This is a genomic window from Rhodoferax sp. GW821-FHT02C08 (genome assembly GCF_059421805.1).
The window spans coordinates 166921-187579 of sequence record NZ_JBWKVR010000009.1 but is presented as its reverse complement, the minus strand read 5'-3'; the positions used below and the strand labels follow the sequence as shown (position 1 = coordinate 187579).

Annotated in this window: 20 protein-coding genes; 4 read left to right on the top strand and 16 right to left on the bottom strand. The window is 61.1% G+C overall.

Annotated features, from left to right (window positions below; all coding sequences use genetic code 11):
- Positions 1 to 19 precede the first annotated feature (19 nt).
- The 5 genes from AC07VY_RS13580 to AC07VY_RS13560 form a co-directional block, all read right to left on the bottom strand.
- Positions 20 to 310, bottom strand: a complete 291-nt coding sequence (locus AC07VY_RS13580) for a co-chaperone GroES (RefSeq protein ID WP_495075943.1) — start codon at positions 308 to 310, stop codon at positions 20 to 22.
- A 304-nt stretch (positions 311 to 614) separates the two neighbouring features.
- A complete protein-coding gene (locus AC07VY_RS13575) occupies positions 615 to 1013 on the bottom strand; it encodes a hypothetical protein (RefSeq protein WP_495097931.1) in 399 nt (132 codons plus the stop codon).
- Entirely contained in the window at positions 998 to 1882 is an 885-nt protein-coding gene (locus AC07VY_RS13570) for an EAL domain-containing protein (RefSeq protein ID WP_495097932.1), read from the bottom strand. The genes AC07VY_RS13575 and AC07VY_RS13570 overlap by 16 nt, the downstream gene beginning before the upstream one ends.
- A 29-nt stretch (positions 1883 to 1911) precedes the next feature.
- A complete protein-coding gene (locus AC07VY_RS13565) occupies positions 1912 to 2550 on the bottom strand; it encodes a response regulator (protein WP_495097933.1) in 639 nt (212 codons plus the stop codon).
- Positions 2547 to 4079 carry a PAS domain-containing sensor histidine kinase gene (locus tag AC07VY_RS13560; RefSeq protein WP_495097934.1) on the bottom strand — a complete coding sequence of 511 codons (1533 nt, stop codon included), beginning with the start codon at positions 4077 to 4079 and terminating at the stop codon, positions 2547 to 2549. Before AC07VY_RS13560 ends, AC07VY_RS13565 begins: the two co-directional genes overlap by 4 nt.
- Positions 4080 to 4262: 183 nt before the next feature.
- On the opposite strand from AC07VY_RS13560, the gene AC07VY_RS13555 reads away from it, so the two are divergent.
- The gene (locus tag AC07VY_RS13555) at positions 4263 to 4982 is read left to right on the top strand and encodes a helix-turn-helix domain-containing protein (protein WP_495075938.1); all 720 of its coding nucleotides are present in this window, start codon (positions 4263 to 4265) and stop codon (positions 4980 to 4982) included.
- Between the two features lie 24 nt (positions 4983 to 5006).
- On the opposite strand, the gene AC07VY_RS13550 is transcribed toward AC07VY_RS13555, so the two are convergent.
- Together AC07VY_RS13550 and AC07VY_RS13545 are read right to left on the bottom strand one after the other, a co-directional pair.
- Complete coding sequence (locus AC07VY_RS13550) at positions 5007 to 6740, bottom strand: putative bifunctional diguanylate cyclase/phosphodiesterase (protein ID WP_495097935.1); 1734 nt, start codon at positions 6738 to 6740, stop codon at positions 5007 to 5009.
- 481 nt (positions 6741 to 7221) lie between these two features.
- On the bottom strand, positions 7222 to 8916 hold the full coding sequence (locus tag AC07VY_RS13545; protein WP_495097936.1) for an EAL domain-containing protein: 1695 nt from the start codon (positions 8914 to 8916) through the stop codon (positions 7222 to 7224).
- A 349-nt stretch (positions 8917 to 9265) separates the two neighbouring features.
- Here AC07VY_RS13545 and AC07VY_RS13540 point away from each other — a divergent pair, with 349 nt between their 5' ends.
- Positions 9266 to 9895, top strand: coding sequence for a YitT family protein (locus AC07VY_RS13540; protein ID WP_495097937.1), 630 nt, complete (start codon positions 9266 to 9268; stop codon positions 9893 to 9895).
- A gap of 52 nt (positions 9896 to 9947) precedes the next feature.
- Here AC07VY_RS13540 and AC07VY_RS13535 read toward each other — a convergent pair whose 3' ends face one another.
- Together AC07VY_RS13535 and AC07VY_RS13530 are read right to left on the bottom strand one after the other, a co-directional pair.
- The gene (locus AC07VY_RS13535; protein WP_495075932.1) at positions 9948 to 10412 is read right to left on the bottom strand and encodes a tellurite resistance TerB family protein; all 465 of its coding nucleotides are present in this window, start codon (positions 10410 to 10412) and stop codon (positions 9948 to 9950) included.
- Between the two features lie 46 nt (positions 10413 to 10458).
- Positions 10459 to 10698 carry an oxidoreductase-like domain-containing protein gene (locus tag AC07VY_RS13530; RefSeq protein WP_495075931.1) on the bottom strand — a complete coding sequence of 80 codons (240 nt, stop codon included), beginning with the start codon at positions 10696 to 10698 and terminating at the stop codon, positions 10459 to 10461.
- Positions 10699 to 10945: 247 nt separating this feature from the next.
- Between AC07VY_RS13530 and AC07VY_RS13525 the strand changes: the two genes are divergently transcribed.
- On the top strand, positions 10946 to 12343 hold the full coding sequence (locus AC07VY_RS13525) for a sensor domain-containing diguanylate cyclase (protein ID WP_495097938.1): 1398 nt from the start codon (positions 10946 to 10948) through the stop codon (positions 12341 to 12343).
- On the opposite strand, the gene AC07VY_RS13520 is transcribed toward AC07VY_RS13525, so the two are convergent.
- The 5 genes from AC07VY_RS13520 to AC07VY_RS13500 all read right to left on the bottom strand — a co-directional run bounded on the left by AC07VY_RS13520 (position 12330) and on the right by AC07VY_RS13500 (position 18121).
- Positions 12330 to 13175 carry a peptidoglycan DD-metalloendopeptidase family protein gene (locus AC07VY_RS13520; protein WP_495097939.1) on the bottom strand — a complete coding sequence of 282 codons (846 nt, stop codon included), beginning with the start codon at positions 13173 to 13175 and terminating at the stop codon, positions 12330 to 12332. The two genes, AC07VY_RS13525 and AC07VY_RS13520, sit on opposite strands and share 14 nt — an antisense overlap.
- Positions 13176 to 13218: 43 nt before the next feature.
- The gene (locus AC07VY_RS13515; protein WP_495097940.1) at positions 13219 to 15255 is read right to left on the bottom strand and encodes a fused MFS/spermidine synthase; all 2037 of its coding nucleotides are present in this window, start codon (positions 15253 to 15255) and stop codon (positions 13219 to 13221) included.
- Between the two features lie 135 nt (positions 15256 to 15390).
- A complete protein-coding gene (locus AC07VY_RS13510; RefSeq protein WP_495097941.1) occupies positions 15391 to 16419 on the bottom strand; it encodes a sensor domain-containing diguanylate cyclase in 1029 nt (342 codons plus the stop codon).
- 6 nt (positions 16420 to 16425) lie between these two features.
- A complete protein-coding gene (locus AC07VY_RS13505; protein ID WP_495097942.1) occupies positions 16426 to 17607 on the bottom strand; it encodes an S-methyl thiohydantoin desulfurase domain-containing protein in 1182 nt (393 codons plus the stop codon).
- 298 nt (positions 17608 to 17905) lie between these two features.
- Positions 17906 to 18121 carry a hypothetical protein gene (locus AC07VY_RS13500; protein ID WP_495075925.1) on the bottom strand — a complete coding sequence of 72 codons (216 nt, stop codon included), beginning with the start codon at positions 18119 to 18121 and terminating at the stop codon, positions 17906 to 17908.
- A 342-nt stretch (positions 18122 to 18463) separates the two neighbouring features.
- Between AC07VY_RS13500 and AC07VY_RS13495 the strand changes: the two genes are divergently transcribed.
- Complete coding sequence (locus AC07VY_RS13495) at positions 18464 to 19009, top strand: ferritin-like domain-containing protein (RefSeq protein WP_495097943.1); 546 nt, start codon at positions 18464 to 18466, stop codon at positions 19007 to 19009.
- 107 nt (positions 19010 to 19116) lie between these two features.
- Here the strand turns inward: AC07VY_RS13495 and AC07VY_RS13490 are convergent, their stop codons facing one another.
- Together AC07VY_RS13490 and AC07VY_RS13485 are read right to left on the bottom strand one after the other, a co-directional pair.
- Positions 19117 to 19365 carry a hypothetical protein gene (locus AC07VY_RS13490; protein WP_495075923.1) on the bottom strand — a complete coding sequence of 83 codons (249 nt, stop codon included), beginning with the start codon at positions 19363 to 19365 and terminating at the stop codon, positions 19117 to 19119.
- 142 nt (positions 19366 to 19507) lie between these two features.
- Positions 19508 to 20563, bottom strand: a complete 1056-nt coding sequence (locus AC07VY_RS13485; protein WP_495097944.1) for an alkene reductase — start codon at positions 20561 to 20563, stop codon at positions 19508 to 19510.
- Positions 20564 to 20659 lie beyond the last annotated feature (96 nt).

Here is a 20659-nt window from a genome sequence, read left to right as displayed (position 1 = left end):
GACGGTGAAAGGCGAGAAATTACTTCTCGACGACTGCGAACAGGTCGTCTTCCTTCATCACCAGCAGTTCGTCGCCAGACACCTTGACGGTTTGGCCGCTGTACTTGCCGAACAGAACGCGGTCGCCGACCTTGACGGTCAGGGCGGAGATTTCACCCTTGTCGTTCTTCTTGCCTGGGCCTACAGCCAGCACTTCGCCTTGATCTGGCTTTTCAGCAGCAGAGTCAGGAATCACGATGCCGGAAGCGGTCTTGGTTTCGCTGTCAATACGCTTAACGATCACGCGATCGCCGAGGGGACGTAGGTTCATGGAATCTCCTAAAGATGAAATGTTGCAAAAAGGGGATGAAGCAAAAGTGTTAGCACTCATTGCCTTCGAGTGCTAATGATAAGGGCTTCTTGTGTCAATTCAAGGTCAGAGGCTGCAAATTTGGAAAATTGGTTGCGGATGGGCAGGGCACAGCCTGTGAAATGCGTATCGGGGCGGGTGTCGGTTTCCGCGACCCCCCTTGTTTCAGATTGAAAAACGTGCAATGAAATCACTCACGGTTACGACGCGACATCGTGCGTCCTTTGCCACGTGGCTTACACCGCCCAGTCTGACTCCGGCAGTTTCATGCCGCAGTCAGCAACTGCTCCACCATCGGTTGAAGTTCAGACCACGGCAAAGTCTCGCCGTGTGAGGCCCCCGAAGAACTTGTCTGCTTGGCCGCGGAACTGCTAAATACGGCCAGCCTGGCATACGGAGAAGATCGACGTGCATGGTGCTTGAGTGCGCCCAACATGTCTACGGCCAGCATGGCATCAATGAGCACTATGTCCACCTGCTCGGTCAGCAGCGTGAATACCGCGTCGGTTGCACTCGACACGTCGAGGACGCGACTTGCGGGTGCCAGCGCGGCGCACCATTGACGAACCTGGTCCCGGTACAGCCCCGATTCGAATACGGTCAGGATGCATAGTGGATGCAGGTTCGGTGCATCACCGCGTGGCCTGTTCAGCCGGTTGTACACAACGCTCTTCCTTCCATTGAATCGCCTGATACCACTAGTTCGCCCCATGAACCGGCAAGATGTTCTTGGGCGGAGTTTCGGTGATGCGCCGGCCACCGGGTTTGATTTGGGTCAATACTTTTGTCAGCGTCTGACATCCTGTTAGTAAGCCCAATCCAGGATAGACATCCGGCCAGTAGACTGAACGTAATCTGAACTTCCATCGGGGGGATCAATAAAATGCTCTGAAGCTCGTTGCCTTCAAGAGCGCGTACTAAGCACTGCTGTTCTTCGGCTTCGATGTCTTCGGCAATGCAGCACAGATTCAGCCGGTACGCCACCTCCCCGATCAGCCGCGCGATCTCGCAGGTGCTTGGGTTCACGGCGATGCCGGAGACGAATCGGCGAGCAATCTTGAGGGTCGGGATCGAAAGGCACCGCAGGCAGACCAGCGAAGAATAGCCAGTGCTCAAAGGTAGGCTGGGTTTGCGAAACGCCCGCCGCAACGGTATGGCCATGCGGTCGATCAGCGGTGTCTCCATCAACTTGAATCCGATCAGATCGCATGAAACCTGATGCCGATCCATTGCCATGGCCAAATATCGCGTGCGACGGTCGCGGCGGAGCTTCAGCGATGAAAAATGGAGCGCGAGCACCATCCTTGTTGTCAATGAATCCCGCATCGCCTGTGGTGTGGCGCTGACCCAGCCCCAACTGAATTGCGCAGCTTCGTTGGCACTTGTCGTCTCCTCACATGCGTGCATGATTTTTCCTTGAGTGAGATCCAGTACAACCCCTGTCGCGGCCAGCGGCTCTGGGGTCAGATCGAACTGTAGGAAAAGCGAATGCGAACGTCTGTGGGGAGTTTTTGACCGATAGCGTACGGTCAAGTGCGACAGTTGCGTGGTCTCAACTGCCGCTAGGTGTCCGCGCCCACCAATTTGTGCCGCATCGCCAGCCGCACCAGGGCGGTGACGTTGGATACGCCAAGCTTGTTCATCAGCCGGCTTCGGTAGGTATCTACCGTCTTGGACGACAGGTGCAGTTCGCGGCCGATGACAGTGCTAGATTGTCCTTGCACCACCATCACCACTATTTGACGCTCGCGCGGTGACAGCGCTACGAACGGATCCTCATCCTGGTTGCCCGTGAGGGCCTGCGCCACCAGATCGGCTACATCCTGCCCTAGATATCGCTTACCTTGCAGCACAACCTCGATGGCTCGCAGCACTTCGCTTGATGCTGCACCCTTGAGTACATAGCCAACCGCGCCCATGCGCAATGCCTCGGTCACATGCTGGGGCTGGGCCGACATGGTGAGCACCACGGTCTTCACATTGGCATTGCGCCGCTGCAGCTCCACCAGCACTTCGAAGCCTGAACGGCTGCCGAGGCTCAGATCAAGCAACAGCACCTGGGGCATTTGACGGAGGATTTCTGAAATGGCCACCGTGGGGTCGGCGGTTTCGCCGACCACCTCATGGCCGGCCACTTCCAATACGGCGCGCAGGCCCTCGCGCACCATCAAATGGTCGTCTACCAGATATAGCGTGCTCATGACGAAGGCTCCCATTCCAATCGAACGACCGTGCCACTGCCAGGGCCGGCGCCAAAGCCTGAGTTGATGGTGAACCTGGCGCCGATGGCCAGCGCACGTTCACGCATGCCCACCACGCCGAGATGGCCCGGTCGTACGCCTTGTGCTTCCAGCGGCCAGCCGCGGCCGTCATCGATCACTTCCACGCGCATGTGCCGCTCGGCCCCGGTCAGCACCACCCGCACCAGGCTGGCCTGCGCATGCTGAATGGCGTTGGCCATGGCTTCGCGCACTACCATGAAGGCCGCGTATTCGATGTCGGCGGGCCAGCGCAATGCGGAGATTTCTGGATCCACTTCCAGCAGCAGGTCCACCCCAACCGCGAGGCGATCGCGCGCCTGCAGCTCGTTGTCCAGCGCCGCGGCCAGGCCATCGTCGTCCAGCAGTGGCGGCCGCAGATCTACCAGCACTTGGCGTACTTCACGAATGGCCTGGTCGATGAGACCGCTGACACGCAGCGCCCCAGGCCCGGCCATGCTTACATCGGCCTGCCTGGCCGCGGCCGCATCGAAGCTCAGCCGGATGGCGGTGAGGGTCTGGCCCAGTTGGTCGTGCAGGGCTTGCGCGAGTCTGCGGGTGGTGACCTTTTCCTGATTCATGAGTTGCTGCGCCAGATCGGAAAGCTCGGTCTGGTAGCGCAGCAGCGCGGCCTCGGCCCGGGCGCGCTGGGTCACGTCGCGCAGGATCGCCGTCAGGGTCAGGCGGCCATTGACTGTGGCGCGTGAGATGGAAGCCTCCAACTCCAGTTCCTCACCATCCGCCCGGATGCCCTTGACCCGCCCGGCCCCCATGGCGCGGCGCGTCACCTGGGAGTCGACAAAACCCTGGAAGTCGCCCCCGTGCCTCTCGCGGTAGCGCGCGGGTATCAACGCGTCCAGGGGCGAGCCCTGCATGCTCGCCGCCGTACGGCCGAAAATGCGTTCCGCGGCGGGGTTGAACAGCACGATGCGTCCGTCCTCGTCGCAGCTGACCACAGCGTCGCTTGCGGCGTCGATCACGGCGGCCAGCGTCACTTGCTGCTCACGCAGGCGCTGCTCGGCCTGCACCCGCTCGGTCACGTCGCGCAAGATGACGGTGAAAAGCTTGTGCCCCCCTACATCGACCTGGGAAATCGAGGCTTCGATGGGGAATTCTTCACCGTCCATGCGCAGGCCGCTGATGGCGCCGGTGCCACCCATGCGCCGTGTAGTGATGCCCTTCTCGCCGAACGACTGGACATAGGCGTCGTGGTGGGCGCGATAACGCACGGGAATGAACTTCGTGATGGGCTGCCCCAGGGCGTCTGCCGCTGCGCAGCGGAACAGCCGCTCGGCCGCCTTGTTGAACAGCACGATGCGCTGCGCGTCGTCAATGGTCACGATGCCGTCCATCGCCGACTCGAACAGCGCCGCCAGCCGTGTTTCGCTGTCGGCCAGGTTTTGCACGGCGTCACCGGGTGTCGGGAGTCCTGCTGCCTCCAGGGAGGATTGGGTCGTTTCTATTCTGGACATGGCGACATTCTGGCGCAGGCACTGGCCCGGCGGAAGCCATGGTAGCGGACTACGTGCTTCACATTGCAGATGTTTCTGCTCGAAAGCCGCCATACCTCCCGTCAGCCGCCATCAAGAACTCCCTACAGCCAACCAACCCTGGGCTGCCTAAAGTTGCTCATCGCCCGTTTACAAGGAACCGCAATGAACACATCAACTGCCGTAGACTGCTCTAAGTGCAAGCTTCAGTCACTTTGCATGCCTGTCGACCTGGACGCATCCCAGCGCGACCGCATCGGCGATCTGGTGTCCAAGCGCATCCGTATCAAGCGTGGGGAGTCGTTGTACGGCGATGGTGATCCCTTCGTGTCGATCTACACCGTACGAACGGGCTTTTTCAAGACTACTATTTCTAATGAAAATGGCCGCGAACAGGTTACAGGCTTCCAGATGGCGGGCGAGATACTGGGGCTTGACGGCATCGTCACCGAGCGCCACCACGGCGATGCAGTAGCGCTCGAGGATGCGGAAGTCTGTGCCATGCGCTTCGACCAGCTGGAAGCGGTTACCCGCGACATTCCCGCCATGCAGCATCATATGCACAGGATGATGAGCCGGGAGATCGTGCGCGACCACGGCATGATGCTGCTGCTTGGCAGTATGCGTGCTGAGGAGCGTTTATCGGCATTCCTGCTGAGTCTTGCCAAGCGCCTGCATGCGCGCGGTTTCTCCGATTCGGAATTCGTTCTGCGTATGACCCGCGAGGAGATCGGCTCTTATCTCGGGCTCAAGCTGGAAACGGTCAGCCGGGCTTTCTCGAAGCTGGCATCGCAGGGCACCATCGAAGTTCAGCAAAAGTACGTCCGTATCCTCGATATCCGGCAGCTCGAATGTTTCGATCAAGAGCAGGCCATTGCCGCATGAAAAACCTCTAACCTCACGGAAATACTATGGTTGTTCCAGCATGGCGTTGATTTTCTCGGCGGAAACTGCTTTGGAAAATAGCCATCCTTGGTAATAGTTGCAGCCATGCGCGCGCAAAAGCTCTAGCTGGTCTTGGGTTTCAACACCTTCTGCAACGACCTCAAGGCCCATCATGTGCGCCAACACCAGAATGGCCTTTACCAATGCAGCATCGGTTTTGCGTTGTGTCATCGGCTGGACAAAAGTGCGGTCGATTTTCAATCGGGAAATCGGAAAGTCGCGTATGTAGGCTAGCGATGAATGTCCCGTTCCAAAATCATCCAGAGCGACCGCCACACCCAACCCGGAAAGTTCGGTCAGCAGCAATTTCGTTTGCTGCGGATCGGTCATCGCTTCCGACTCGGTGATCTCCAGTTCGATGAGATGTGGCGGTAGGCCAGCTTCTCGAATTCGCCGCTGTACATGCTCCGATAAGTCCGGTTGACGGAATTGGCGTGCAGAGATGTTGATGGCGACGCGAATCGGAAAGCCCGTTTGGAACCAAATCGCGGCCTGCTGACAGGCTTGGTCCAATACCCAATTGCCTAGTGGAATGATCAAACCGGTTTCTTCCGCGATGGGCAGGAATCGATCGGGCGGCATCTCCCCAAGCTCGTCGTCGGTCCATCGCAGCAGCGCCTCGACCCCGACAATGTCACCGGTCATCACGTGAATCTGCGGCTGATAATGGAGTTGAAGGGTGTTGGTCCTGATCGCAGTTTCGAGCCGATCTTGGATTCGTACCCGTTCCGCCACCCGCGCCGCCATGCTGACCGAATACAAGGCGTACCGTCCACCTCCTTCCGCCTTTGCCCGGTACATGGCCATATTGGCGTAGCGCATCAGTGTTTCCGCGTCTTTGGCATCGTCAGGGTAGATCGCAATGCCGACACTGCCACTTAGGCGAATCTTTTGACCGTCTACGCAGCAAGGCTGCTCCAGCCGATGATTCAACGTGTCGGCGACCGCGACTGCTTCTGTCGGCATGCTGAGTCCGTTCAATAGAACGACAAATTCATCGCCACTTAACCGAGCGACGGTGTCGCATGGGCGCACGCTGTCCGCGATGCGTTGGGATGCCTCAATCAGGACCTTGTCGCCAAGACCATGTCCGTGAAGATCCTTGACCGACTTGAAATCATCTAGGTCAATCATCAACAAAGCAAGTTGCGTCTGATTCTGCTTTGCCTGCAGCAGCGCATGCTCCAAATGTTGACCAAGCATCCAGCGATTTGGCATACCGGTGAGGGCATCTCGCGTCGCCTGGAATTGCATTTGCTTCTGAAGCAGCTTGATGCTTGAGATATCTCGCACAAAAGCGATCATTGCAGTTGCGCCGTGTGCCACACACTGGCTCAACGCAATGTCTACTGCGACAGATGTTCCGTCCTTGTGTTGCAGGCACAGATCCTTGACCATTCCCATCGGGCGACGCACAGGATTGCGGCCGAAGCGACGGGAGCTCTCCTTGTGACGCGCATGCAATTCTGCGGGCAGGAGAACTTCTACCGGGTGGCCCACGAGTTCAGATTCGGTGTAGCCGGAAATATTCTCCATGGCTTTGTTCGTGAGCAAAATCGTGCCATCTAAATTCACCAGCAGAATTCCATCAGGGGCCGATGCAATGATTTCGGGTGCCCACGAGTCCATTGGATAACGCGCATCCCCAACCATGCGATCCTTGACAAAGACGTCTATTAGGGGACTATTGCGAGACATGGTTAGCCTACCAGGGCGGCAACAAATTCCCGACCCATGTCCTTGCCATCACACCGGCGTCGTTGTTTTGATTCAAAGCGCCAAATCGCCAAGGTTCCCGTATCTCGATCCTGTTGCATATATTGACCTCGATTGACGCGCAGTCAGATGCCACCCGTCGATGCTTCTATCTTCGTCAGCAAAGACCGGTTGGGACTTGATTTGAGTCAATGTCCGATGTGACATTTCGGATGGCTTGCTGCAACAATTTTTGCTTTTACTGAAATTCGGAAGAAACGTCGTAAAACTTGATATCGGGAGTTGGGGTGCTTACCCCATGCCTGTGCTTAATCGCATGCTTTCGCTTTGAGTTCAACCGGATATCTCGCTTTCCAGTTGAATTTCGACCTCAACAGCTGTCTATCGAGGTGGGTAAGGTCCAGCCGACATCGGCGTAGGCCGACTGGAGCTGCTTCTTTCAGTACGAAAACCCGCTATGGTGCTAGCGGAGCAAGCGCCCCAAGCTATCAATAAAGGAGCGGGTCGGGCCAGCACTGTCGGGCTTGTCTGCGGTGCGCAGGTCGAAGTCGTCGCCCAGGCCATCCTGTATCTGCAAGTGCCGGATGAAGGCCGCTAACGGCATGGGTTTGGCGTAGTGGTAGCCCTGGCCGTAGCGCACGCCCATGGCCTGTAGTTGCTCGGCCTGGCCCTGGGTTTCTATGCCTTCGGCCACCACCTTGCTGTTGACGGCCGTAGCGATGGCGATGATTTCGGGGATCAGGCTGGAGCGCAGGGTGAGGTCCTCCATCTCGAACACGAAGGACTTGTCAATCTTCAGGTAGTCAGGGGCGACCTTCTTCACCATGCCCAGGTTGGAGTAGCCGGTGCCGAAGTCGTCGATGGAGATCAGGAAACCGTCAGCCTGCAGGCGCTGCAACTCGGGCACGATGGCCGGTGCGAAGTTGTATTCGGTCACCTCCAGCTCCACCTGCAGGTCGTTGCGGTTCAGCGGCTGTAGCACCTGCTTCAGGTGTGGCGACAGTGTGGCGTGGCGCAGGTTTTGCGGAAAGAAGTTCAGGGCCACCTTGAACCCTTGGGCTTGCGGCGGCAGGGCTTCGCCCAGCTCACGCAGGCCGCGCGCGCTGACGGCGGTGTCAAACACCCAGCCGAGCTTTTTGCCCAGCACGGCGGGGATGAACTGGTCGGGGAAGAGCAGCTTGTCGCCGTCTTTCAGCCGTGCCAGCACCTCGCAGCCCACGGTGCGGCCGGTGGCCAGTTCGATGATGGGCTGGTAGTGGCAGACCACGTTGTCGGCTACGCACAGGAAACGGATGCGGTGCTCCATGGACTGGAAGTACCGGCAGCGCCGCGTCACGAAATCGGTCGCCAAAAAGGCCAGCAGCAGGCATACGGCGCCCCCGCCCAGGCTGAGCAACAGGTGTTTTTTGAAGAAAGCCTGGGGCCACAGAATCGTCTGGACCGTTATCGGGCTGACCCCCGGCACCGTGGTGGTGACCAGGAACAGCGCATTTTCCCAGTCCAGGCGGACATGCGGGGTGGTGGGGCTGGCCATCGTGTCGGTGTAGCGGGCCCACTTGCTTTTGAAGATCTTGGTGCGCTGCCGCGCGTTACCGGCCCAGACCGCATCGGTGTATTGCTGAAAGCTTTCTGGCACCCGGTCGGAACCTATGGCCACCTGGAACGGCCCCCGCTCTATCACGGTGGTGCGGACTTCTCCTTTGGCGAGCTGTATCGGCGCACCCAGGAAATAGTGCCCGATGGAGCCATCGATGCCGCCCACGTTGGGTGCTCTCGGCGTGTCGAGCAAGCCCAGCTCGGTGGTGCAGTACACCTGGTGCTGGCTGTCCAGCAGCTGGATGCTGCGGATGAACTGGTATTCAAACAGCAGGCTGCGCAGCGCGTTGAGGTTGCTGGCGCTGCAATCGGGACTGAAGTTGCTATTGAGTTGGGTCAGCATCTGCCCTGCATCGAATTGCAGCGCCTGCATATTGCGCAAGACGATGGCTTGCCCGCTTTCTACATCGCGCAGCTGGGACTGGAATACCAAGCCGCACGCCGCCAGGGCCAGCGTAAGAGCCAGCGAGTAGCCGCACACCATGCCGACCAGCCGGGGGTATCGGCCCAGGGTGCGGGTGATGGCGACCAGGTAGTCGCTCTGGCGTGGGCTCAGCTTCATGTCTGCTGTTCAGTGGGAGCGGGTTGGCTACACGCTGCCGGTGCTTCGCAAGGTGCATGATCCGGAAATGGCAAGAGCCCTTGCATGTGTGGTTCCGTGGCAGATTGGCTGGCAAATGGTGGTTCGCCCGCACTTCGGCATACGGTGTCGGACGTCTGTTGATTATGGGTCGGTTTCGCTTGTTTTCTGTGGCCTATGGGCACGGAGTTTGCGTATAAGTCGCAGCTTGCAGTGGCGGGACTGGTGCGTGCCGGTCCGCTACCATTTGTGGCTTTTTTCCCTTCCTGCTGCCATGCGCTGAGGTGGCCGGTACTGCCATTTACTGTTTTCCCTGTTCCCCCTATTTCCTATGACCCGTTCTGTGACTGCGCCTCCTGCTACGCCTTTGGCGCGGCATCGCTTCTATGAAGATGCCCTGGCCCTGGCCATCGGCACCTTGTTTCTGGCCTTGGGGGTGGTGATGTTTGGCCACGCGGGTCTGCTCACCGGCGGTACGGCGGGGCTGGCGTTCTTGATCCGCTACGCCACGGGCACCGAGTTCAGCGTGGCCTTCTTCCTGCTGAACCTGCCGTTCTACCTGTTCGCTTGGTGGCGCATGGGCTTGCAGTTCACCGTGAAGACCTTTTGCGCTGTGGCCTTGTTGTCGCTGTTCGCGCACTACCTGCCATATGGCCTGGTGTTTGCGCAGCTGTGGTCGCCGCTGGCGGCCGTGTTGGGCGGGTTGCTGTGCGGCTGTGGCATGCTGATTTTGTTTCGCCATCGGGCCAGCCTGGGTGGCATCGGCGTCGTGGTGCTGTACCTGCAAGACCGCTTTGGCTGGCGTGCCGGCCATCTGCAGATGGGCATAGACGGGTTGATACTGCTGGGCGCCTTCTGGACCACCGATTGGCAGCGCGCGCTGCTGTCGGTACTGGGTGCGCTGGCTATGAACATGACCCTGGCCATCAACCACCGGCCAGGGCGTTATCTGGCGGTGTGAATAGGCCCCTGGCGCAGGTTCTGCCTACGCTGGTTGCTATCAAAACTGATATTCAAGAGATGAGCCCAGCGGCCTCTTTGGCGCGCATCTTGGCGCCTATGTATTCGCCATGGGTGACGTGCAGCAGGCCGGCGATCTTGCTGATGGCGTGGTGCTCGTAGGCGTCTACCTGGGCGTCGGCATAGGCCACCTGCCACATGGATTCCACGATCTGTATCTTCTGCGCCTGGCTGCAGCTGTCGTTGATGCTGGCCGTGAAGCGGTGGTAGTCGTAGGCGTTTTCGGCAGCTTGCTCGGCCTGGGCCAACAGTTGGGCCAGGGCCGCGTCGTCCAGAGCAAAGCGCTGGCGCAGGGCGGCGGCCACGGGTTGACGCTCGCGCGCGGGCTTGCTGCTGTCGGCCCGCATGACCTCCACCAGCAAAACGGCCGTGGCCAGTTGCAGGGCTTGCTGGCGTTCTTCGGGCGTGGGCTCGGTGTTGACCAGGGTGTCAAAAATATCTTTCAGGGCACGCAGCATGGGGAGTCGTCGGGAAATCGATGAGCGGGTGACGGAACGGAGCCTGCTAAGCGGCAGTTGGTTCCCCGGTCTGCAGGGCCAACAGCGCGTCTTCGCGCCAGAAAACGGCGGCCGCCAGAAAGCCCTCCCATACGCAGCCGTTGCAACCGCGACCACAGCAACTGCTGGGCTCTGGCGGTGGCGGGCGCAGGGTGGTGCCGTGCAACTGCGCCTGTTGCTGCAGCAGCTGGAACATCCGCACAGCGGCATCGCGGTCGGTAGGGTAGGGCACGGCGGCCGTGGTCATGGGCGGGGTATATCCAAAAAATTCCTGAATATTATGCCCTCCAGCGCAGGTAGAACGTGCGCAGGGTGCTATGAAAAGAATAGTAAAGTGGGGCGCTGGTCGATGCCCACGCATGGGGTTCGAAATCTCTTGCCAAAGCCTCATGCTTTAAGCTCGCCCCATTTTTCGAGCGTGGACTGGCATGGGCATGCTGCCTGCTTAGCCTCGCGACGCTTGCACCCCTGACGCATCCCAAGACATAAGCCCTATGCCTGAAGCTATTCACCAGTCTGTCGCCACCTCCATGCAGCGCAGGTTTGCGACCCTGTTGGTGATGTTGATCGTGTTGGTTGCCGTGGCCACCATCCCGCATGCAGAAGCCCCCTTGCCGGTGGTGGCGCCTTTCCTGCCGATATTTGCGGCCGTGGTGTCCCTGACCGAAGGCCTGACGGCCTACCTGCTGATGGTCCAGTACCTGACTACCCGGCGCCTGTACCTGGTGCCCATGGCCTGCGCTTATATGTATGTGGCTCTGATGGTGTCCATCCAGCTGCTGGTCTTTCCCGGGGTGTTTGGCCCGGCTGGCTTGCTGGGGGGCAATAACCAGTCCGCAGTCTGGCTATGGGTGCTGTGGCATGGCGGCTATCCGCTGCTGATTTGCGTGTCCGTGCTGCTGCGCGACTGGGGCCGCTTGCGAGAACTGGAGCGGCGCGTGTCCATCCGCCAAGGGTTGTTGCTGTTCCTGGGCGCACCCTTGCTGGCCTGGCTGGCGGCCTACCTGGCCCTGCGCGTGGATTTGCCGCAGCTGATCAATGGCAATAACTTCAAGACCCTGAGTGCCAGCGCGGAGGGGTGGACGGTCTGGTGCCTCAACCTGCTGGCCGTGGCACTGGCGCTGCGGCCCCGGAAAAAAAGCCTGGATATCGTCAGCCTGTTTCTCTTCGTGGCCGTGCTGGCCTCGCTGGCCGATGTGTCGCTGACCCTGCTGTCCTCGGCCCGCTACAGCACCGGCTGGTATGTGTCGCGCATGCTCAGCATTGTGTCGTCCATGAGCTTGCTTGCCGCGCTGATATTCCAGCTGACCCGGCTGTACCAGGAGCTGTCGGTGTCCCACGCGTCCTTGCTGCGCACCTCGGCGCGCGACGGCCTGACCGGTGTGTTCAACCGCCGCAGCTTTGACACCTCGGCCCAGGCCGAATGGCTGCGTGCCCAGCGTAATGGCGAAGTGCTGTCCCTGGTGCTGCTGGATGTAGACCATTTCAAGCGCTACAACGACCATTTCGGCCATGTGCAGGGCGACGCCTGCCTGCGCGCCGTGGCCCAGGCGCTGGCACAGACCGTCAAGCGGCCGGCCGATATGGTGGCCCGCTACGGCGGCGAGGAATTCGCCATGCTGCTGCCCGGCGCCGCAGGCGACTCCGCTTTGCGCCTTGCCGAGAAAGCCCGGCTGGCCGTGGTTGCGCTGCAGATACCCGCCAGTACGGCGGGCCAGCACGTATCGCTCAGCGGCGGCTGCGCCACCTGGCACGAGGCGTCTGCCTACCAGTCTCTGGAGGAACTGCTCACCGCGGCCGACCAGGCCCTCTACCTGGCCAAGGCCCAGGGCCGTAACCAAGTCTGTGCGGTGCAGGAGCCGCGAGTGGACAACGGCTTTAAGCCGCAATAAACAGCGCCGGGTCCACCATGGCCCGGTTCAGGCAGACGGACCAATGTAGGTGTGGGCCGGTGACACGGCCGGTGGCACCCACAGCGCCCAGGCGCTGACCGGTGCGCAGCTGTTCGCCGGGCTGCACGTCGATCTTGCTCAGATGGCAGAACATTCCCAGCAGGCCGCCGCCATGGTCCAGCCACACGGTGTTGCCGTTGAAGAAATAGTCGCCTGTGTCCAGCACCCGGCCAGGCAGCGGTGCCAGCACCGGCGTGCCGCTGGCGGCGGCGATGTCCATGCCGCTGTGCGGGTTGCGGGCCTGGCCGTTGAACACGCGGCGCAGCCCGAACGAGCTGGAGCGCCGCCCCGGCACCGGTACCCGCATGGCGAACGACTCTGGCAGCGGTTCGCTGAATCGGGCCATGACCTCGGCCAGATGGCTGTGTTCCCGCTCGTAGCGGGCCTCGTCGGCGGGCGACAGGTCTACCGTGCCAGGCGCCACCGTCAGCCGCTGCTCGCGGTACTGCTTGGGGCCCACGTGGTACGCCACCTGCCGGCTGCCTCCGTCAGCGTTGCGCACGGTGATGGTGGCTTCACCCACCGTGGCCGCCAGCGGAATGCCGACCAGTGCCGTCCATTCGATTGCATCGCCCAGTACCAGCAGAGGCACATCGGCGGCAAAAGCCGTGGGCCGTTGCGTTGCCGGCCCGAGCGACAGGCGGGCTACGCCGCCGGGTACGCGCAGGTCTTGTGGCCAGACGGTGGGGGCGGGTGGCGCGGCGAATAACTGGGTGGTCGGCAGGGCTGCCAGGGTGGTGAGCAGGCTGCGGCGGTTTAAAAAAAATGGCATGGGGGCGGAACAAAAAAAGCAGCCCGCAGTATCGGTCAAACCACTATTTCAGTACCCCGAACAGGTTGTTGAAGTCATCGGTCCACAGCCGCAGGCCGGGGATCTGCGGCACGGGGCTGCTGGCGTTGTGGATTGGCGCCACCTGCATGCGCTGGGCGCTACGGCTGACCAGTATCCAGTCGGTGCGGCGCAGGTCGCTGTCTTCGGCCTCGTCGTGCACAAAGGCGATGTGCAGGCCCTGGGCCAGGGCGATTTTTTCCACCACCGGGGCCAGGTTCAGGAAGCGGTTGGTGACGTGGAAGGCGATGATGCCGTCGGCCTGCATGTGGCGCAGATAGACCTGCATGGCCTCTGCGGTGATCAGGTGGATGGGCACGGAGTCGCCCGAGAACGCGTCCACCGCCAGCACGTCGAAGCGCTGCGGCGTCTCGCGCTCCAGCGCCAGGCGCGCGTCGCCCAGCACGCGTTCGATCTGCGCCGGGCTGTCTTTCAAGAAGCTGAATTCGCTGTCGGCAAAGTCGAACACCTGGGGGTTGATTTCATACACCCGGTACACATCGCCGGTTCGGCCATAGCTGGCCAGGGTGCCTGCGCCCAGGCCGATCAGGCCGACCCGGCGCGGCGTGGCCGGCGCGGACAGAATGGCCCGGCCCACGCCCGAGGTCTTGCCGTAGTAGGCCGTGGCCTCGCGGCGCCGGTCGGCCGCCAGGTACTGCTCGCCATGCTTGACCGAGCCGTGGTAGAGCTGGCGCACGCTGCGCGCGGGCTCGTCTTTGTCGATGCTGTCCAGGCTGCTCAGCGTGCCGTAGAAGTTGCGCGCCATGCGCCGTGTGCCATCCTGCTCGTCGCGCACCTGCTGCCACAGGAAATAGCTGCAGGCCAGCACCAGCAGAAGGCAGATACTGGCGCGTAGCCGCTGGCGGCGGAAGACCACCGCGCCCAGCACGGCCACCAACACCAGGCCAATACCCATTTCGTAGTAGGCCGGCAGCACATGCGGCGCGACCAAGCCCACGGTAACGCCGCCCAACGCGCCGCCCAGCGACAGCATCAGGTAGAAGCGCGTCAGGTAGGCGTGGTGGGGGCGCATGCTGGCCATTTCGCCGTGCAGAAACATGCACAGCACCAGCAGGCCGGCAACAAACAGCGGCACGCCCGTTACCAGGCCATAGCCTATGCCGTCCTGCAGGCCATAGGCGCACAGCAGCAGCGCCACGGCGGTGGCGGGTAGCAGCAGGCTGCGGCGGTACCAGCGGTCGCTTTCAAAAGTCAGCACAAAGCTCAGCAGGTAGACCGACAAGGGCAGCACCCACAGGAAGGGAATGGCGGCCACGTTCTGCGTGATGTGGTTGGTCACGGCCAGCAGCAGCCAGGATGCGAGGGCCGGCAGCGCCAGCCACAAGCCATAGGTGCCCAGGCCGGGGGCGGCTTGCGGCAGGCCTGCACTGGGTGTGGGTGTGCTGCCTGGACCGGGCGCATAGGGCTTCAAGCCTGCCGCATACAGGCTGGCGGTACCGCACATCAGTACAAAAAACGCATAGCCCCAGGACCAACCCAGGGCTTGCTCCCGCAGCGCGGTGGTGGGCTCGATCAATACCGGGTAGGCCAGCAGCGAAGCCAGCGACGCCAGGTTGGACAGCGAAAAGTAGCGGTACACCTGCACACCCCAGGGGGTGCGCGCCAGCCAGGACTGCACCAGCGGCCCGGTGGTGGATAGCAAAAAATAAGGCAGGCCAATCGTGCCCAGCAACAGGCCCAGGATGCGCAGCGATGGGTCTTCCGCGCCCGTGGGCTTCCAGTGCGCGGCGGTGATGATGGGCAGAAACACCAGGCTGCACAGCAGCAGCGTGCAGTGCACAGCCGCCTGCACGCGCGCCGGCCGGCGGGTCAACCAGTCGGCATAGGCATAGCCGGCCAGCAGCACCACCTGGAAGAACACCATGCATACCGACCACACGGCCGCCGAGCCGCCAAACCACGGCAGGATCTGTTTGGCGATCAGCGGCTGCACCAGAAACAGCAGAAAGGCGCTGCTGAAAATCGTACCGGCGAACAGACTTTTCAAAAGGACAGGTGGCATGGGCTCGTTCCTGGTGGTCGGCGGTGGCAGCCTTGAGGGGGCCGGGGCCTGTTGCAGTGAATGCAACAATCAAGCCAGGAAAAATTGTGCTGGCGCTTGCACGGCGTGCGCAGGCTGCTATTTATTCAGTAGCGATCAATCCGAACCGGCTGACTTGGTAGAGGGTACCAGCTGGGGCTTGGTGGGAAGGGGGACGAAAGACTGCACCTGGTTCCTGCCGGTTTGCTTGGCCTTGTACAGCGCCTTGTCGGCGTGGTTGAGCAGCTGCTCAAACGACTCGCCACCCAGGCCCAGCGTGGCTACGCCAATGCTGACGGTGAAGGGCACGCGGTCGCCGTCGTCATTGGCAACCTGCTGCTCCTGCACAGCCTGGCGCAGCGACTCGGCCACTAGGCGGGCGTTGGCTCCGCTGGTTTCGGGCAGCATGACCACGAACTCTTCGCCACCCAGGCGGGCCACGGTGTCCAGACCTTCGCGCATGCGCTGGCGGCAGGCGTCGGCCACGGCGCAGATCACCCGGTCGCCCACCGAATGGCCCCAGTTGTCGTTCACCGCCTTGAAGGAGTCGATGTCCACCATCAGCACCGACAGCGGATGCTGGAAGCGCTCGGCGCGTATGCATTCCTTGGCACCCAGCTCCATCAATGTGCGTCGGTTGGCCAGGCCGGTGAGCGAGTCGCTGGCGGCCAGCAGCTCCAGCGTGGCGTTCATGCTTTGCAGCAAGGCGTTTTGCTCGGCCAGTTGGCGGTTGATCTGGGCGATCTCGTCTTCTTTGCGCTTACGGCCATCGATGTTGAAGGCCACGCCGATGAAGCGCTGGCCCCGCTGTGTGCCGACGGCATCCATCACCCGGCCATAGTTGGCAAACCACACCCAGGTGCCGTCCTTGGCCCGCACTCGAAATTCGCAGCGGTACTGCGGCGTGCGGCCCGCCAGGTGGTCACCTACCGCCGTTTGGATCACCTCAAGATCGTCAGGGTGGACAAACTCAGGCAGGTGGTCCAAGTGGTGCAGTACTTCGTCGTCGTTGTAGCCCAGTTCGTTGAAGATTTTCAACGCCTTGCGGGTGACCTCGCCAGTCAGCAAATTGTTTTCCCACAGGTCCAGACCCGCCGCTTCCAACGCCAGCTCCAGGCGTTCTTTGTTGAGGTCTTTCTCGTTCATGGGGGGTTAATTCGCAGGCATGGCACCTGCGTAGCCTATGCTGCGCAGCAGATTGGCAAATGAGTCCAACACACCTGGCGTGGCGTATAACTGGGGTGCGGTAGAGACCTGGATGATGCTGACCATATTGCCTGTGCTTTTCCCGGTAGTGGTGTCGAAATACACCGCCAGATCGTCGCTTGCATTGGAGAACCCCCGTCCCGTGCTTTCAGAGTAGTAGCAGATCGAGTCCGGCGCGACGATCACTGGTGCCGCGCTTTGGCTGGAATACATGATGAGGTTTTCGTTTATGTTGTAAATGCTAAACGTTTGCGTACTTTGGGAGGGGTCTTGGGTGTTGTCAAGACGTATCACCCCTACGTCCAGCGATGATGAGTTGGTGCTCTGGGTGATGCTAGTAATGTAGAAGTTGCTCACGGCAACGATGGCCGTGCGGCCTGTGATCTGCGCGATTTGTGCTGCAACATCGGCACTAGACGCTGGCGTGCTGGTCTGCAGCAGGAACTGACCCAGGCTGCGAGCTTGCGTCAACGTGTTGGGAATGTAGTTGCCGTTCAGTCCATAGCCATTGCTGGCGTTGGACGGCCACAGAGCAATGCCGGAGAACCCACCAAAACCGCCCACCACGCCACCAGCCAGTTTTTCTATTTGAGCCGCAGTGGAGGCGCTTAACAGAGCCGACTCGACCTCGCTGTAGTTGGCTACGTCGGTGGCTAGAGCGCAGGGGCTGACAGGGAGATTCGCCGCGCCCGTAAAAGTGGTTTGCGGTAGTTCCGGTACGGCGCGGCCAGCGCCGTCCCCATCCACTACCCACAGGGTGCCGGGCGCCATGGTGGCGGCGATTAGCGGTACCAACGAGTTGATAGGGCCTATTTCTACAGGAATGGCACATCCAGCGGTGCAGCCGGTAGCGGTCTGCAGCAATGCCAAGGTGTTGGTGATGGAGTTCTGGATATCCGCCAACGTCAGGCTATCTGCCGCGTCGGGTGATCCCATGATGGCCAGTACGCAGCAGTTGCTGCTGCCGTCATACGGCTGCACGGTGACGCTGCCCGCCCAACCGCTAGCGTACAGCTCCTGCAAAATGCTGACCGCATCACGGTAGCTGCCGCCACCGCCGCTGGCTAGTACGGCAGCACCTGCTGCAATGCATTCAAAATCGGCAAACCCATAGTTATAAGAAGTCATCATTTCCTTTGCATGGATGGCAAGACGTAGAAGACGCAACTGCTTGCAGAACAGTCGGATCAAAATGTAACAGGACGTTTGCGCGTGCGTGTGAATTTTTCAAGCACAGACTGTTCCACATGCGTCACGTTGGGCATGTTGCTGCTGTGCAGATGAGGGCGTGAATATGCCCCTGGCGCATATATTCAGTGCGTAAGCTGCTACTGAAGCGATAGCGTATTTACAGGTATTTTGTTGTGTTGTTACAGCCCGCCGCCCGCAATGCATGGGCTGGCTGGAGCCTGCCGCGCTGCAAAGACTAGCGCTGCAGCGCAATCTTGTTGTCGCGCAGGTATTCCTGGAACTGCGTCAGCGGTATGGCCGTCAGCCCGGCCACGCCGTTGTCGGCGGTCCAGCTCAGGGTGACGCTGTCGGGCGCCAGCTCGATTTCCACCATGCCCTTCGGAATGGTCATGGGGGCTCCGTCGCCGGGGGTGTAGGTCACGTGGCCGATGATGGTGGCGTACTGGGTCATGGGGGATCCTTTCTCAGTGGGCATGCACTCTGTGCCGTGCGACAGCTTTATTACAGCCGCCAATACCGCCCGTGCCTGTCAGACAAATTCCCGTATGCATGCCGCACAGCGCGCCGAATCACCCGTCAAATAGCCCGGACCAGCCCTCGCTTGTAAGTTATGTCCTACAAGGCACCATGGGCTTGCCTGACGGACATGGGCCGTCAGCAGGGGGAAGATAGGCTTAGATCGTAAACACGTTCTTAGCGTTGAAAACAGCCCAGATCCCCGTCCATCGGGTAGCCGAGTGGTCTGCTTTCAGCAAATTGCCACTCCAACGGATTCGCTTGAAAGGATCACACCATGGCCAAGGAAACACTTCTGCACGATGACCAGGACTTCCACCACGGGCAGGGTCTGCCTGGCCCCACCTTGCCCGGCGTGGATCTTCCCATGGGCGACCCAGAGGTCATCAATACCCTGAACACCTTGCTGGAGGCTACCCGCGATGGCGACTACGGCTTTACCACCGCTGCCGGCTATACCGATTCGTCGCACCTCAAAACCAGGCTGGACCGCCGCGCCAGCGAATGCCGTGAGGCCGGCCAGGAGCTGCAGGCGCTGATCGTCCGGCTGGGCGGCGCGGCGGCCGAGGGCGGCTCGACCGCTGGCGCCTTGCACCGTGGCTGGGTGTCGGTGCGCGGTACCTTGAGCCATTACAGCGATGAAGCCATGCTGGAGGAATGTGAGCGCGGTGAAGACGCCGAAATGGCGGCCTACATCAAGGCGCTGACTTCCAATCTTCCGCCCGGCGTGCGCAGCGTGGTGGAGCGCCAGGCCCAGGTCGTGCGCCGCAACCAGGGCGAGGTACAGGCGATGCGCGACTCGCTGCATACCAACCGCCGCTAAGAACTGTAGTTTTTTAAAGGAAAAGGCCGCCGGCGCAGGTAGCATCTGCGCTGGCTGCTATCAAAAATGAAAAAAGCGGGCGGTGCCGCTTTTTTGTGAGCAGACGCTCAGTGCGTCACGAATTGGTAGCGCACGTCTTCGCTTTCAATCATGTCCAGCACGTCGTTCAGCACATCCTCGTCGTCGGTGCTGCTCCAGGTTTCCTCCGGGTCGCTGGCAAACAGCGGCTCGATGGCGATGTCCATGAACTGCCCGTTTGGCAGCTTCAGCACCTGACCACCCTCCGAAGTCTTGGCCAGTTCCCAGTCATCGGGTACGGACAATTCCAGCTGGATGGTGATGTTGAGTTTTTTCATGCGGATTTCCTTGGTTTGAATGGGCCAAGGGTAACCGAATCGGGGTCGGGCGGGGGGGCAACGGTTGTAAGACATTCAGGCCTCTGGCGCAGTGGCTACCTGCGCCAGAAGCTCTTAAAACCGTAGCAGCCCGGCGCCGTGCTTACAGCGTGGGGTAGTCGGTGTAGCCCTTGGCGCCCGGGCTGTAGAAGGTGCTTTGGTCGGGCGTGTTCAGCGGTGCCTTGAGCTGGATGCGTGCGGGCAGGTCCGGGTTGGCCAGGAAGCTGGTGCCAAAGGCCACTGCGTCGAGCTTGCCGGCGCGGATGGTCTCTTCGGCTTCTTCGGCGGTGTAGCCCATGTTGCCGACCAGCACGCCCTTGTACTTCTCGCGGGCGATGCTCAGCACATCGCCCTTTTGTGCGCCGAAGAAGTCGGCGCGCATCACGTGCAGATAGGCCAAGTTGTAGGCGTTGAGCTTGTCGGCCAGGAAGCTGATCAGCGCCAGCGGGTCGCTGTCCTTCATGCTGTTGTAGCTGTTCAGCGGCGACAGGCGCAGGCCTACCTTGTCCGAGCCAATCGCGGCGGTCACGGCGGTCAGCACTTCGAACAGTAAGCGTGCGCGGTTCTCCAGCGAGCCACCGTAGCCGTCGGTGCGCTGGTTGGGCGTGTCGCGCAGGAACTGGTCGATCAGGTAGCCATTCGCGCCGTGCACCTCCACGCCGTCAAAGCCGGCAGCAATGGCGTTTTTTGCGCCCTGGGCGAAGGCGGCGACGATGGCCGGAATCTCTTCAGCCGTCAGCGCGCGCGGCACGGCGTGCGGCACTTTGCCATTCGGCGTGTGAATGTCACCTTCCACCGCTGTGGCGCTCGACGACACGATGGGCACGCCACCGTTGATGTCCGGGTGCGCGGCGCGGCCGGCGTGCCAGATCTGCAGGAAGATGCGGCCGCCCTTGGCATGCACTGCAGCGGTGACCTTCTTCCAGGCGGCAATCTGCGCTTCGTTGTAGATACCGGGTTCGTTGATGAAAGCCGAGGTGCCGGGCGCCACCATGGTGCACTCGGTGATCAGCAGGCCGCCGGTGGCACGCTGGCTGTAGTACTCCGTCATCAGGTCGTTGGGCAGGTGCCCGGCGTCAGCGCGCGTGCGCGTCAGCGGGGCCAGCAAGATGCGGTTGGGCAGGGTGAGGGAGCCGAGTTTCAGTGGGTTGAATAGCATGGTGTTGAACCTGAGTGGGTGTAAATGGTTGGATGGGTGAAAGGGAAGTGGACGGTACCAGCCGTGGAATATCGGTGCCGCTGCGGGCAAATGCAA